We start from the raw sequence: 13790 nt of genomic DNA on the forward strand, positions 1-13790 counted from the left end.
AAGTAAGTGGCGTCCCCAAGAGATTAGTACTCTTGATAACGTCGTGCATAGAGAGTGCGGTGTCACACTGCTTTACACAATACTTAAAATAGTAAGTGGCGTCCCCAAGGGGATTCGAACCCCTGTTACCGCCGTGAAAGGGCGGTGTCCTAGGCCTCTAGACGATGGGGACACATAAATGTGTCACTAGGACAACTGAATTTTTAGACTCGTTTCAGGCGAGCTTTCTTGATAACACTTCACTTCCCTATTAAAAACAAGTAAGTGGCGTCCCCAAGGGGATTCGAACCCCTGTTACCGCCGTGAAAGGGCGGTGTCCTAGGCCTCTAGACGATGGGGACACATAAATGTGTCACTAGGACAGTTGATAAGTTTAACTCACATCATGAGCTTTAAGGTAATTGCGTTTAATACAAGTAAAGACTCGAGCTTTAATTGTGACGCTATTTTCTCGGTAAAACCGCCTTTAACTAATAAAAGTTAAGTGGCGTCCCCAAGGGGATTCGAACCCCTGTTACCGCCGTGAAAGGGCGGTGTCCTAGGCCTCTAGACGATGGGGACACAGAAAACTGCTACCCTAGGACAAAACACTAATTTTTGGTGGAGCCATGCGGGATCGAACCGCAGACCTCTTCACTGCCAGCGAAGCGCTCTCCCAGCTGAGCTATGGCCCCAACTTAATCAATACCCGTCGTGATAAACACATCGTGTATCGCTTAGTGCGGGGCGCATTCTATGCACCACCCAAAATAAAGTCAACAGTTTTTTACCTAGCTTTATTTAAATGGTTTAATTTTCAACAAACTGGCTATCAAGCGTGCTAAAAAATACAATTTGAATAAGATTCTAGCCCTACTGCTTATAATAACATCACTATATCGCAGCGAATACTTAACAACACCCTACTCCCCTATTTAATGCAACAAAATTGCATCAAAGCAAAGGTATACATTTATATGCAAATTGAACTTATCTAAAAACTACCAATTAAGGCCCCGCCAATCGCCTTAATCTTTTAAAAGTTACAATTGCTTATAATAACCAAAACTTAAATGTGGATTTGAGAGTGCCCACTGCCTTTACTTGCTTAATAACCAGCGTAACTCGTACTAAAAAACTCGATTATTGTTTGAAGAACATTTTTTAAAGAGCATTGTAGCTTCGTAATGCTATGTACAAAACTTCAGGGCGTGTTGATCTTTGGTGGGTGAATTTGCAGCAGTATGTTTGGTTTTTAGGCAAGGCAGAGCCTATGTAGTGTGGTTATTACCCATGAATAGGCGATAACGCCGCATAAAGTCCAAACATGCGCTGCCCTTTGGGTTCAATCCACAAAGGTCAACACACACTAGTTATATGTGATCTATTTAGTCTTAATCCGAAGGCTATTAGTGAAGTATGAGTATTTACGATTTGGCTAGGTTGGCTTATAAAAATAAAGTAAGTACAAAAATAGAGTTTAGAATGCTGAAAATAGCATTTGTTTTGGGAAGTTTAGATTAAATTCATTTTTAAAGGACCGCTCTATTCACTAAATAACTCGCCCTAATATTAATCCATCTTGCTCATAATCATAAAAACGACTCCAGTAAAAAAAAACAATAAGTATCGTGAAGCTAAATTTAAGATTAATAAAATACAATTCCCTACTCACTTTTAGGAGCTTATTAGGTGCTTAATTGAACTGCAATATCAAATTTGATGATAAAATAGACTTCAACCATATCCTATTGTTTATAAAACCTTCATTCAGCACATTTTTATCATTCAAGTGTTGACACATTTCCAACTCTATCTATAATAGCGCCCCACAACAACGCAGCAATGCAATGTTGTTTAGATGTGGGTGATTAGCTCAGTTGGGAGAGCATCGCCCTTACAAGGCGAGGGTCACTGGTTCAAGTCCAGTATCACCCACCACTTTTTAATTAAAGTGTTCACATCTAAATTCTATATGGGTCCTAAGCTCAATTAGAAAATAGAGAGCATTACCGCTACTTACAAGTAACGGCGAAGTTCACTGGTTAAAGTCCAGTACTATTTATTTTAATAGTAGCGTTTTAATTTATATGTGGGTGATTAGCTCAGTTGGGAGAGCATCGCCCTTACAAGGCGAGGGTCACTGGTTCAAGTCCAGTATCACCCACCACATATAAAACCTATTATTATATAATAGTCGTGTTTTAAAATTGTAATATGGGTCGTTAGCTCAGTTGGGAGAGCATCGCCCTTACAAGGCGAGGGTCACTGGTTCAAGTCCAGTACGACCCACCATTCTTAGAATGGTGCATATTACAAGAAAATCTAAATGGGTCGTTAGCTCAGTTAGAAAAAAGAGAACATTACCGCTATTTACAAGTAACGGCGAGGTTCACTGGTTAAAGTCCAGTACTATTTATTTCAATAGTAGCGTTTTAATTTATATGTGGGTGATTAGCTCAGTTGGGAGAGCATCGCCCTTACAAGGCGAGGGTCACTGGTTCAAGTCCAGTATCACCCACCACATATAAACCTATTATTATATCAATAGTCGCGTTTTAAAATTTAATATGGGTCGTTAGCTCAGTTGGGAGAGCATCGCCCTTACAAGGCGAGGGTCACTGGTTCAAGTCCAGTACGACCCACCATTCCTAGAATGGTGCATATTAAAATGTAATTTGGGTGATTAGCTCAGTTGGGAGAGCATCGCCCTTACAAGGCGAGGGTCACTGGTTCAAGTCCAGTATCACCCACCAAATTACATCAAGCGGTTAATTTGATAATAAAGAATTAAATAACAGGCATACCTATTATATGTGGGTGATTAGCTCAGTTGGGAGAGCATCGCCCTTACAAGGCGAGGGTCACTGGTTCAAGTCCAGTATCACCCACCACATATAAATACCATCAGACAACCTCTCTAGTAATAACTCTTTCTTCGCATATTAAATACATTTAAGAACTTTATAAAAACTCAATATATAAATCGTATGTAATTAACTTAGCCGTAAGAAAAAGAGCATCGCCACCCTTTACAAATAATGGCGAGGGTCACTAGTATCAAGCCAAGTAATCACCCACCACATATAAATACCATCAGACAACTCTTTAAATGACAACTTCTCTAGTAATAACTCTTTTCCCATATTAAATACGTTTAACTCCTCTTTTTACCTTAAATACATTTCATATTTTTATTAAAATCTAAATTTCCATATCAAAGCACTCATCAAATATAGCGTTATCAATTTTACTTATTTAGTTTTTAATTATGTTATTCGGCTCAGTACCTTCGTAGTTAGATAAACGTATTAGGCAAAGTTAAGTACCTAATAAATACAGCTATCATTTAAATTCCCTTGTAAGGAGTTAAACTGTTGATTATAGTCTGTGTTAAATACAATTACGCTTAAGCCAATGCCAACTAAGATCTATTCAAAAGCCAAAATACTTATAGTAGAAGAGCAACCACTTGCTCAAAGCTATATGAAACAATCGTTAGAAAGGCTTGGCTTTCGGCAGTTGCGCTTTGCTGATCATGCAAATTCTGCAAAAGAGCAGTGTTTAAGTGAAGAATTTGATCTAATCGTTTGCTCATTCAACTTAAATAAACACCAAGATGGCTACCAGCTTTATGAAGAGTTACGTGTAAAGCAACTCATAAAAAGCTCGACTGGCTTTATTTTTATCTCAGCAGAAACAAGTGGCTCACTCGTTCATAGTGTTCTTGAGCTGCAACCTGATGACTTTTTAGTTAAACCTTTTACAGTACAAGAGCTTAAAATACGCATTGAACGAATCCTAAAGCGTAAACACGACTTACAAACAGTGTATTCATTAATTGATGATGGTAACGATTCAAAAGCTATTAAGTTTATTGATACCGCTCTGGATAAAAAAAATAATAATTACAGCCCTATCCTACTTCGCTTAAAAGGTGATGCCTTACTTCGCTTAAAGCGCGCTCAAGATGCGAAAGACTTTTTTAAGTCTGTTCTCGACATTCAAAAATTTGCTTGGGCAAAAGTAGGCTTAGTAGAAGCACTTATAGCGAATAACGAACATATTTTGGCGCAGCGAATGCTCAAAACAATGTTAGAGCGCCAAGAAACTCGTTTAGTAGCCCTTGATTTGTTGGGCAGATTAGAAATAAAGCTAAATCAATTTGAGCTAGCACAAAGCTTTTTAAGCCAAGCTGCAGAAATTGCACCGCGAAATATCACACGCCAAAAATCGCTAAGTAATGTGTCGCTAATTAATCACGACTACGAAAAAAGCTATTTAACTCAAAAAGATATAGCCACCTTTGCAAAACACTCAATACACGACCACCCCGATGTATATTTGAATGCAGCACGTGCAGGTATCGACTTTGCGCTAACGACTGATCAAACCGATCAAATTCAACGAATTTCTAGGCAAACCAATCAGTACATTAATGATTTAAAAAAACAGTTTCCTAATAATACAAATCAAGCTCAAATTGATGTACTTAATGCACGACTCCATTACTTAAAAGACGAGCATCAAAAAGCGAAAAAGCTAATTGAACAACTTGATGATGACGATACTCATATCCGATCGGTTGATGGCGCACTTGATAAAGCAAAAGCATTTCATGAACTGGGGTTTCATCAAAAGGCGCAAACCTTATTCACACAAATAATTAGCCACTGTGAAAGACATCCCGCAGTTAGCGATACAACTTACTTGCGTTATATTCAGCAGCAACAAAGTGAGCGACGCGATATTAAAATGGGTCCAAAAGAGCTTAATAACCATGCCGTTAGTCAATTTAATAAAGGCCAATTAAATACTGCGTTGGAAGCTTTTACACAGGCGTTTAGAGTCATGCCTCGTAATCAAAGTATCGCACTTAATTTATTACAGTGCCTATTTGATTCAACTAAGCAATCTGGCAGCTCATTTAATATGGATCTTGCTAGAAGGTGCTACGCCCTTCTTGATAAAACTAAATTACAAGCAGATCAGACGCAGCGTTTAGATAAGATTTTGCACATAGCAAAAGAAATGAATTTAGATATTCAAAGCGCTAGTAAATAAAACATTAGAGCTTTTTCATTGATGCGGCATTAACGCAATAACGTAAACCCGTTGGTAATGGACCATCTGGAAAAATATGGCCTAAGTGCGAATCGCACACGTTACAAACCACCTCTATGCGCTCCATACCATGACTTGTATCGCTTACATAGCCAATCGCTTCAATTGTCGCAGGTTGCGTAAATGACGGCCAACCAGTACCACTATCAAACTTCTCATCAGCATCAAACAATAGATTATCACAGCAAATACACACATACTTGCCAGGTTCGAGTAATGTACAACTACCCGAACTACCTGGGCGCTCTGTTCCCTTTTTACGTGTTACGTAATATTCATCTTCTGATAGTTGCATCCGCCACTGCTCGTCAGTTTTGACTACTTTTTTACTTGGGGTAGGATTGCCATTGGTGGCAAAGTTAATAACATCATTCCACTTCAACATAATAGCCTCATTGAATAGTTGATTAGCTATACTTTATAAAGTCATAAAAAGTACGGCTAATTATTACGTTATTTAATACACTAAAGATCAGCTAAGGAGTGTTGACCGTTTAAGACTAAAACTCGTTCAATCTTAAAGGTAATTTTCTTAGCTAAAGGTAATATTTTGTTTTTCTGAGTCGGTAAGTATTCGTTTAATAAAACTATCTAGCTCTGCTTTTTTTACAGGTAAACTAACACTCATTTGGCGCTCGTTATTACTGTAAATTATTAGCCCATCATCCTTTGTCGTTATACGTTCAATACTCTCAATAACTAACCAATCTGGACCGTGCTTTTTATCAAAAAATCCCATCAAACTAAAAAGTAATAAGTGTTGGGCGTCTCGCTGAATAAAATCCTCTAACCTGTTTCTTGATTTAAATAAAGGCGTTAACCGATAAACGCTTGAGCAAAAAACAAATACCCATAACCCAAATAACGCTTTAAACCACATAAACTCTAAAAGCTCAGTGCTAATCATTAAAATAATAAGCACAAAGCCTATTATCGATATAGCTATCGCTATTTTTCTATTTACGGCGTCCACAACTAATCCCTTTTAAGTCGCTTTTTTTCTTCTGATGCCTTTTCTGTCGGCTCAGGCCAATCATTAAAGAAAACAGTTAAATAGCGGCTTTTCACCAAATACCATAATACCCATAAAACAATCATCATTTGTACTGCTAAAAATGATGAAAATCGATAATGGCTATGCGCTGCTTGAACACTTAACCATGTTAAATCAACAACTGCACATAAAATAAGAGGCCAGCGCATATGTCGCCATATTCTTGCTAACCTGTTGCTTGCACTGTGTGAATCTCGTGGTCTGCGTAAACAAAATAAAATAGTCGGTATTATTGCAATACTTCCAATCGTTATTGCGATAAAAAAATCATTTTTATTTTTAAAAAATAATGACATTAAATCTAGTTCAGGCCTGCGGCTTAAAGCCGCAATAACCCAAATAAAATAACTGCGTAATAGCACAAGCACACTTAAATGAAATGCAATAGGCGTACGGTAACTTCCGTACTTATCCCAGTATTCTGGCCCATATCGGCTCATTGTCATTTTCCTAACCGTTATGCTTTATAAGCAACTCAATTAATTCATCTTCAGTTAGTATGTCTATGCCTAGGTCTTGTGCCTTTGTTAGTTTTGAACCTGCTTTTTCACCCGCCACTAACGCATCTGTTTTAGCCGATACGCTACCAGACACCTTGGCACCAAGTTGTTGTAATCGTGCTTTTGCATCATTGCGATTAAGTGTATTAAGTGTACCTGTAAGTACATATGTAAGCCCAGCGAGCGGCTGTTCTTCCTCAGAAGGTGCGCTCAACGCTGGCCAGTTTACACCTTGATCTATCAGCGCATTAACAACTGCTAAATTATGTTCTTCATCAAAAAAGCCACGAACATGAGCAGCTACTATTTCGCCTACATCACTTACTTGCGTTAAACTATCAATGCTGGCATTTATTACATTTTCAAGGGTTAGAAAGTGATTAGCTAAATTTTGTGCTGTCGCCTCCCCGGCTTCTCGAATACCTAATGAATATAAAAACTTAGCAAGCGTAGTGCCTTTAGCCTCTTCAAGTGCTGTTACTAAGTTTTTAGCTGACTTAGGTCCCATACGTTCAAGTGACTCAAAATGCCCCTGTTTTAAAATAAACAAATCAGCAGGCGTTTTTATAAGTTCTCTATCGACTAACTGATCAACAATCTTATCGCCAAGACCATCTATATCCAGCGCTTTGCGCGAAGCAAAGTGCTTAATAGCTTGCTTACGCTGTGCAGGACATACAAGTCCACCCGTACAACGGGCTACAGCTTCGCCTTCAACCTTTTCAACATGAGAATCACAGATTGGGCAAGTCGTCGGGAATTCAATATCTCTGGCATCATCAGGTCTGCGTTCAAGTACAACTTGTGTTATTTGTGGGATTACATCACCTGCACGCCGAATAATAACCGTATCCCCCACTTTTACACCTAAACGTGCAACTTCATCACTGTTATGCAGTGTTGCATTTGATACGGTAACGCCACCCACAAAAACAGGCTTCAAACGTGCAACAGGTGTAATGGCGCCAGTACGACCGACTTGAAAATCAACATCAAGTAGTTGGGTTATTTCCTCTTGTGCCGGAAATTTATACGCAATAGCCCAACGAGGTGCGCGAGCTACAAAGCCTAAGCGCTCTTGTAAGGCTTTTTCATTTATTTTAATTACTACGCCATCAATTTCGTATTTAAGTGAGCTACGGCGCGTTAAAATATCGCTGTAGTACTCAAGCGCGGCTTTTGGACCTTCAACTAATTTTGTTTCTGGGCACAGAGGTAAACCCCAATCAGTCAACTTTTCTAATTGCTGATAATGATCCTGGGGAATATTGCCATCGGCAACAAGCCCAGTGCTATATGCGTAAAACATGAGTGGGCGCTTAGCGGTAATTTTAGAGTCGAGTTGTCGTAAGCTACCGGCTGCTGCATTACGTGGGTTAACAAATACTTTATCGCCACGCTTTTCTGCTTCAGTATTTAGTTTGTCAAAACCTGCGCTATCCATAAATACTTCGCCGCGCACTTCAAGCTCTTTCGGATAATCGCCACGTAACTTAAGCGGTACATTACGAATTGTTTTTACATTTTGAGTAATGTTTTCACCGGTAAAACCATCACCTCGAGTCGCTGCTTGTACAAGCACACCATCACGATAAATAATTGATACAGCTAAACCATCAAGTTTTGGCTCACAACAAAAAGTAAGCTCATCAGTACTCATTAAACGCTCTTTTATACGGCGATTAAACGCAGTGAATTCTTCTTCACTAAAGGCGTTATCAAGTGAGAGCATGGGTACTTGGTGCGCTACTTGTTCAAATTTACTAAGTGCTGCACCGCCTACTTTTTGTGTAGGTGAGTCGGCGGTTAAAAATTCAGGATGCTCGGTTTCAAGTGCGCTTAGTTCGCGTAATAACCTATCGTATTCAGAATCAGGAATACTGGGGGTGTCGAGCACATAATAATTATAGTTGTGTTGCTCTAATGTAGTACGAAGATGATTAACTTGCTCACTAATGCTGCTAGACATTTAAACCTCAATAAACATAAAAAAAGCCACTTTGACGATTCACCGTCCAGTGGCTTATAAAAATATAATATATGCGTTATTTACGCTGAAAAAGAACGAACCTGCTCAACATATTGTCTTACGCGATCTACTGTCATTTCATTTCGCTCAGCATCTAAAATTTGCGCACCAAATTCATCCGCTAACTTTTTAGCTGCGCTGTGCAACATATTAAATGCAGCTAGACCATCGCCGTCGCACGGTAACGTCATAAATAAGCTTACCCCTGCGGTACTAAACTGTTCCATATTATCAATATCAAACGTACCTGGGTTGTACATATTTACTAATCTAAATAAAACAGGGCCTTGACCAGCCGGATCTAAATGGCGATTAAAAAAGCCTTCCTCAGAATATTTAAAACCTAAAGTGTTAACTGCTGGCAATAATTTACTGCCCTGCATACTAAGCTCTTCTGGCATTTGAATATGTACAATAACAAAGTCAGACATTTGGGCAGGTGCTTCTTCAGCGCTTTGCTCTTTTGCTTCTAGGTCATCAACTATTTCTAGGTCATCTTCAATCGGCACTTCTGGCACGCTTGTATCTATTTGCGGCTCACTTGCATCAAAGTTAAGCTCGCCAAACTGTGGCTCATCACGTTCGTTTTGCATTGGCTCTTTTGGCTCAGCCTCAGTTCGAAACGGTTTAGATGAAGCTGATGCGCTTTCTTGTAATGGTTCAACCCGCTCGTTATCAGATACTTCTGGGCGGTCTTTTTTTCTCACAGACCACAATCCATGTATTAATAAACCACCAATGACAACTACACTGATAATGATTAAAACCCATCTTAATTGTTCGGCCATCCCCTCACCTTTTATTATTTGATATGCCTAAAACCTGTATATTAATTAAAAATAATACACTTGTTATAAAAATTTATGCATGTGCAAGTTGCACAGCCTGCTCTATATCTACAGCAACCATACGCGATACGCCAGGTTCTGCCATAGTAACACCGGTTAATCTACCAGCCATTTCCATCGCAATTTTATTATGACTAATATAAATAAACTGCACTGATTGTGACATTTCTTCAACCAAACGGCAAAAACGCACAACGTTGGCATCATCCAATGGTGCATCTACTTCGTCCAGCATACAGAAAGGAGCTGGATTGAGCCTGAATATAGAAAACACTAATGATAATGCGGTCAGCGCTTTTTCTCCACCACTTAACAAATGAATTGTTGAATTTTTCTTACCCGGTGGTCTTGCCATTATACTAACACCACTTTCGAGTAAATCGTCACTGGTTAATTCTAAATACGCACTACCACCACCAAAAACTTTAGGAAATAGCTCTGCAAAGTCTTCGTTAACTTGATCGAACGTCGCTTTAAAGCGTGTTTTGGTCTCACTATCAATTTTACGAATTGCACCTTCAAGGGTACTTAACGCTTTTGTTAAATCATCTAATTGATTATCAAGATAATCACTACGAGCTTTAGCTAAATCAAACTCTTCTATTGCCGCTAAGTTTACTGCACCTAATTTATCTAACTGATTAGTAAATCCGGTTAACTGATTTTGCGCTGCACTTAAATTCAATGAATCAGGTAATTCATCAAGTATTGCTTTTAAGCTTTGCTTTAGCTCTTCTAATGGTTCGAGCGCAACTTGCGCTTTTATTAGTAAGCTTTGCTCTTCAATTGTTAGCTTTTGATGCTGCTCTTGCAAGCCCACCAGCTCACCTTGTGAGTTTTTAAGACTTGCTTGCTTGCTATTTAAACTTTCTTTAGCGTGAGCTAATTCTTTTTGTAGCATTACCAGGGCCTGCTCACCTTTTTGATGCTGTACTAAAAACTGCGTTATTTTATCGCTAAGCTCTTGCTCTGGTATAAGCAGTTCTTCTATTTCATTGAGTAATTCTTGTGCACCTTCAGATGCACTAACGTGCTCTTGCTCTGCATGGCTCAATTTGGTTTGGCTTAACTGCCATTCACTGCGTGCCTTTTGCTCTGAGAGCGTTGCCTTATGCGCTTGCGTTTTATATTGCTCAAGCATGCTTAATGCTTCGCTATAACTTTTATCACTTTGTGAGCGCAGGCTATTTGCAGCGTCTAACTCATCCGTTAAGTTGAGTTGCTGCTCATTTAACACTTCAAATTGCTCTGTTTGCTCATCAAGCACGGTATTTAATTGCAAAAGCTGGGTGGTTAATTGCTGTTTTTTTTGCTGTAGCTTTTCTAGTTGCAGCTTAAAGTGCGCTACTTGCTGTTTAAGCATATCGCTGCGTGTACCGGCTACTGCTATATTTTGCGCAAGCTCATGTATGGCTTCTTTTAGCTCGCTTTGCTCGTTAATTAACTTTATTTGATCAGCTGTATGTTCATCACGAGTGTGTGTTACTTGTTTTAGCTCATCCTCGGCATTGGTTAACTGCTGAGCTTTATCCTGCAACTGCTTATGTTTTAAAAGCAATGAGTTTTCGGCATTTCGATCGGCACTTACATGCCAGTTACGACCATATAAAGCACCGTTTTTATCCATAACGGCTGTATAATAAGCATCTTTTAAGAGCGTTAGATCACCGCTCTCGCTATAAGCAATGCGCGTTAAATGATCTGGGTACACGCCGCTTGTTATGAATGCCGCTAAGCTATTTTCAGCAATGTGCTTACCACTAATTGGCCACACACTATTATCAGCTTGCTGCTCACTTACATTTAAGTGCTCTAGCGATTTAAGTGCTTGCTCTATTAAGGGCTCAAAGCCTTCTTTAACACTTAGCTGATTAAACAAACCATTAGTACTTTCACTTTCTTCATCAAGCCCTAATGTACTTTTAAGCCCCGTTATACTGGCTTTTAACTCATTTATTGTTTGAGTAAGCGTCGAATATTGCTTTTGTGAGTTATTAACACGCTCATTTTGCACTTCAAGCTTAGCACTGCACTGCGTGTGCGCTGTTTGTTTAGCGGCAAGTTCTTGGGTTAATGTTTGTGTTTGCTGTGTTTGCTGCGTTAATTGTTGTTCTACATCGCTACTTTGTAAGTCAGTAAGCTGCGCATTTAACTGATCAATTTGCTCGTTAACGTGGCTTATTTGCTGCTGAGTTTGTTTAATGTGACTGCTATGCAGTTGCGCATTATTATTAAGTTGCTGCTGTTGCTCACACAAAGTTTGCCAGTGTGTATTGTGGCGCTGCTTCAGTGCTAATAATTCCTCAAGCTCATGCGTTAACTTCCTTACTTGCTCTTCGCACATTAACGCGTTTTCACTTGCCTCTTGCAGGGTTTCATTTAGTTGCTCGCACACAATTTGCTGCTGCGTTTTAACTTCAGTGCTATGGGTTTGGCGTTGCTGTAATTTAATTAAATTTTGTTTAAGCGTTTGAGTTTGTTGCTTTACATTTATTTGCTGTTGCTCAGCGCGGGTAAGCTCGGTGTGTATTACATGTTGCTGATGTTGTGCATCGCTTAGTTTATCTTGCTGAGCTTGTACTTGCCCTTCTAAGCTTGCAAGTACATCGTCATGCCCTGAGTTAGCAGTTTTAAAAAACGAAATTTGATCGTTCAGTTTTTTAATTAGAGTACTTTTTTCAAGTTGTTGCTGATGTAACTTTTGCCATTTTAAAACCGCAATTTGCCCTTTTAACGTTCGCTCTTGCGCTTTTAACCCGCGGTATTTTTTTGCATCAACCGACTGCACAGCCAATTTATCTAACTGGCTTTGCAGCTCTTTACGCACATCTAACAAACGCTCAAGGTTTTCGCGGGTGCTTTTAATGCGTGTTTGTGTTTCGCGGCGGCGCTCTTTGTATTTAGAAACACCAGCAGCTTCTTCTAAAAATACGCGTAATTCTTGTGGTTTACTTTCTATTAAGCGCGAGATCATCCCTTGCTCAATAATTGCGTAACTACGCGGACCAAGACCTGTACCTAAAAATATATCGGTAATATCACGCTTACGGCATTTACTGCCATTTAAAAAGTACAGCGATAGCCCGTCGCGCGTTACTAAGCGTTTAATGGCAATTTGGTTTCTGTCGGCAAATGTGTTTGAAGGACTACCTTTATCGTTATCAAAAACAAGCTCTACAGAAGCTTGTGATATGGCTTTACGATTAGTTGAGCCATTAAAAATAACGTCGGTCATGGCATCGCCACGCAGGTTTTTAGCAGAGCTTTCACCTAGCACCCATCGTACTGCATCAATAACGTTAGATTTGCCACAGCCATTAGGGCCTACAACACACGTCATTTGATCAGGAAATGGAATTTTAGTGGGCTCTACAAACGATTTAAAGCCCGCTAATTTAATAGTGCTTAAGCGCATCTTATTGTTATTACCAATTTATTATTGTTATTTGTCATAAACAATTTAACCCATAATTTACTAATAGATTAAGCTTGTCGTTTAAAGTTATCTAAAATAATACCGGTCGCCATTGCAACATTAAGTGACTCTGCACCACCAAAAGCGGGAATGGTTATTTTATTGGTCACTAACTTTGCACATGTCTCGCGTATACCATGCGACTCACTGCCCATTAGCAAAACGCCTGAGCCCGTAAATTGGGTTTTATGTACACTTTGTCCATCTAAAAAAGCACCGTAAACAGGTAAATTTAAAGACTGTAAGTAATCAGGTAAATCTACTTGGCTTACCGATACCCTTACAAACGAGCCCATTGTGGCGCTAATTGTTTTAGGGTTGTAAGCGTCTGCGCTGTCGGTGCTAGTTACTATATGTTTAATACCGTACCAATCGGCTACTCTAATTATAGTGCCTAAATTACCAGGGTCTGATACGCCATCAAGCGCGAGTATTAAGCCATTTGCTTGTGGTAAAGCCGCCTTTGGCATATCAACAATAGCAATGGCTGCATTATTGCTAACTAATGTGCTCGCTTTAGTGAGGGTTTCTTCATCCGCTTCAATAAAATTAGCGTGCTGATACTCACTTTGGTACGCATTTATAAATTCGTTTGTAGCAAAAATATTAACCGCATTTAATGGGCTGTTTAATAACTCAAGTACGTTTTTTTCACCTTGTACAAGGTATTGATTATATTGCTTTCGGTACTTTTTTTGGCCAAGTTGGCGAATAAGTTTGAGTTGGTTTTTTGAAATCATAACAGCCCCATAAAATTGTCCATCAAGTATAACAGATTTCG

General features: G+C 39.2%; 8 protein-coding genes and 11 tRNA genes. 8 read left to right on the forward strand and 11 right to left on the reverse strand.

What is annotated here, in order from left to right:
• Positions 1 to 96: 96 nt before the first annotated feature.
• The 4 genes from L659_RS0119265 to L659_RS0119280 all read right to left on the reverse strand — a co-directional run bounded on the left by L659_RS0119265 (position 97) and on the right by L659_RS0119280 (position 674).
• A tRNA-Glu gene (locus L659_RS0119265) sits at positions 97 to 172 on the reverse strand.
• Positions 173 to 265: 93 nt separating this feature from the next.
• Positions 266 to 341 (reverse strand) — tRNA-Glu (locus L659_RS0119270).
• A 144-nt stretch (positions 342 to 485) separates the two neighbouring features.
• A tRNA-Glu gene (locus L659_RS0119275) sits at positions 486 to 561 on the reverse strand.
• Between the two features lie 37 nt (positions 562 to 598).
• Positions 599 to 674, reverse strand: a tRNA-Ala gene (locus L659_RS0119280).
• A gap of 1170 nt (positions 675 to 1844) precedes the next feature.
• Between L659_RS0119280 and L659_RS0119285 the strand changes: the two genes are divergently transcribed.
• From L659_RS0119285 to L659_RS0119320, 8 genes are all read left to right on the forward strand, one after another.
• Positions 1845 to 1920 (forward strand) — tRNA-Val (locus L659_RS0119285).
• A gap of 153 nt (positions 1921 to 2073) precedes the next feature.
• Positions 2074 to 2149, forward strand: a tRNA-Val gene (locus tag L659_RS0119290).
• A 49-nt stretch (positions 2150 to 2198) separates the two neighbouring features.
• Positions 2199 to 2274 (forward strand) — tRNA-Val (locus L659_RS0119295).
• Between the two features lie 153 nt (positions 2275 to 2427).
• Positions 2428 to 2503: transfer RNA gene (locus L659_RS0119300), tRNA-Val, on the forward strand.
• A 48-nt stretch (positions 2504 to 2551) separates the two neighbouring features.
• Positions 2552 to 2627, forward strand: a tRNA-Val gene (locus tag L659_RS0119305).
• A gap of 32 nt (positions 2628 to 2659) precedes the next feature.
• Positions 2660 to 2735: transfer RNA gene (locus tag L659_RS0119310), tRNA-Val, on the forward strand.
• A gap of 62 nt (positions 2736 to 2797) precedes the next feature.
• Positions 2798 to 2873, forward strand: a tRNA-Val gene (locus L659_RS0119315).
• A gap of 523 nt (positions 2874 to 3396) precedes the next feature.
• A complete protein-coding gene (locus L659_RS0119320; protein WP_024591593.1) occupies positions 3397 to 5043 on the forward strand; it encodes a tetratricopeptide repeat-containing response regulator in 1647 nt (548 codons plus the stop codon).
• A gap of 4 nt (positions 5044 to 5047) precedes the next feature.
• On the opposite strand, the gene msrB is transcribed toward L659_RS0119320, so the two are convergent.
• The 7 genes from msrB to L659_RS0119355 form a co-directional block, all read right to left on the reverse strand.
• Entirely contained in the window at positions 5048 to 5488 is a 441-nt protein-coding gene (msrB, locus tag L659_RS0119325) for a peptide-methionine (R)-S-oxide reductase MsrB (protein WP_007584021.1), read from the reverse strand.
• 147 nt (positions 5489 to 5635) lie between these two features.
• Positions 5636 to 6076 carry a hypothetical protein gene (locus tag L659_RS0119330; RefSeq protein WP_024591594.1) on the reverse strand — a complete coding sequence of 147 codons (441 nt, stop codon included), beginning with the start codon at positions 6074 to 6076 and terminating at the stop codon, positions 5636 to 5638.
• A gap of 2 nt (positions 6077 to 6078) precedes the next feature.
• Entirely contained in the window at positions 6079 to 6597 is a 519-nt protein-coding gene (locus L659_RS0119335; protein WP_007584017.1) for a DUF2919 domain-containing protein, read from the reverse strand.
• 10 nt (positions 6598 to 6607) lie between these two features.
• Positions 6608 to 8626: an NAD-dependent DNA ligase LigA gene (gene ligA, locus L659_RS0119340; protein WP_024591595.1), complete on the reverse strand. Its 2019-nt coding sequence runs from the start codon at positions 8624 to 8626 to the stop codon at positions 6608 to 6610.
• An 80-nt stretch (positions 8627 to 8706) separates the two neighbouring features.
• On the reverse strand, positions 8707 to 9474 hold the full coding sequence (zipA, locus tag L659_RS0119345) for a cell division protein ZipA (RefSeq protein ID WP_024591596.1): 768 nt from the start codon (positions 9472 to 9474) through the stop codon (positions 8707 to 8709).
• 73 nt (positions 9475 to 9547) lie between these two features.
• A complete protein-coding gene (locus L659_RS0119350) occupies positions 9548 to 12949 on the reverse strand; it encodes a chromosome segregation SMC family protein (protein ID WP_024591597.1) in 3402 nt (1133 codons plus the stop codon).
• A gap of 68 nt (positions 12950 to 13017) precedes the next feature.
• A complete protein-coding gene (locus L659_RS0119355) occupies positions 13018 to 13749 on the reverse strand; it encodes an RNA methyltransferase (RefSeq protein WP_024591598.1) in 732 nt (243 codons plus the stop codon).
• Positions 13750 to 13790 lie beyond the last annotated feature (41 nt).

The organism is Pseudoalteromonas sp. S8-8, assembly GCF_000497875.1.
In the GTDB taxonomy this organism is placed as follows: domain Bacteria; phylum Pseudomonadota; class Gammaproteobacteria; order Enterobacterales; family Alteromonadaceae; genus Pseudoalteromonas; species Pseudoalteromonas arctica.

What these genes read in the sequence shown, in the direction of transcription:
- L659_RS0119355 (WP_024591598.1), bottom strand. Translation starts at nt 13,749, where the DNA reads ATGATTTCAAAAAACCAACTCAAACTTATTCGCCAACTTGGCCAAAAA.
- msrB (WP_007584021.1), bottom strand. Translation starts at nt 5,488, where the DNA reads ATGTTGAAGTGGAATGATGTTATTAACTTTGCCACCAATGGCAATCCT.
- zipA (WP_024591596.1), bottom strand. Translation starts at nt 9,474, where the DNA reads ATGGCCGAACAATTAAGATGGGTTTTAATCATTATCAGTGTAGTTGTC.
- L659_RS0119350 (WP_024591597.1), bottom strand. Translation starts at nt 12,949, where the DNA reads ATGCGCTTAAGCACTATTAAATTAGCGGGCTTTAAATCGTTTGTAGAG.
- ligA (WP_024591595.1), bottom strand. Translation starts at nt 8,626, where the DNA reads ATGTCTAGCAGCATTAGTGAGCAAGTTAATCATCTTCGTACTACATTA.
- L659_RS0119335 (WP_007584017.1), bottom strand. Translation starts at nt 6,597, where the DNA reads ATGAGCCGATATGGGCCAGAATACTGGGATAAGTACGGAAGTTACCGT.
- L659_RS0119320 (WP_024591593.1), top strand. Translation starts at nt 3,397, where the DNA reads ATGCCAACTAAGATCTATTCAAAAGCCAAAATACTTATAGTAGAAGAG.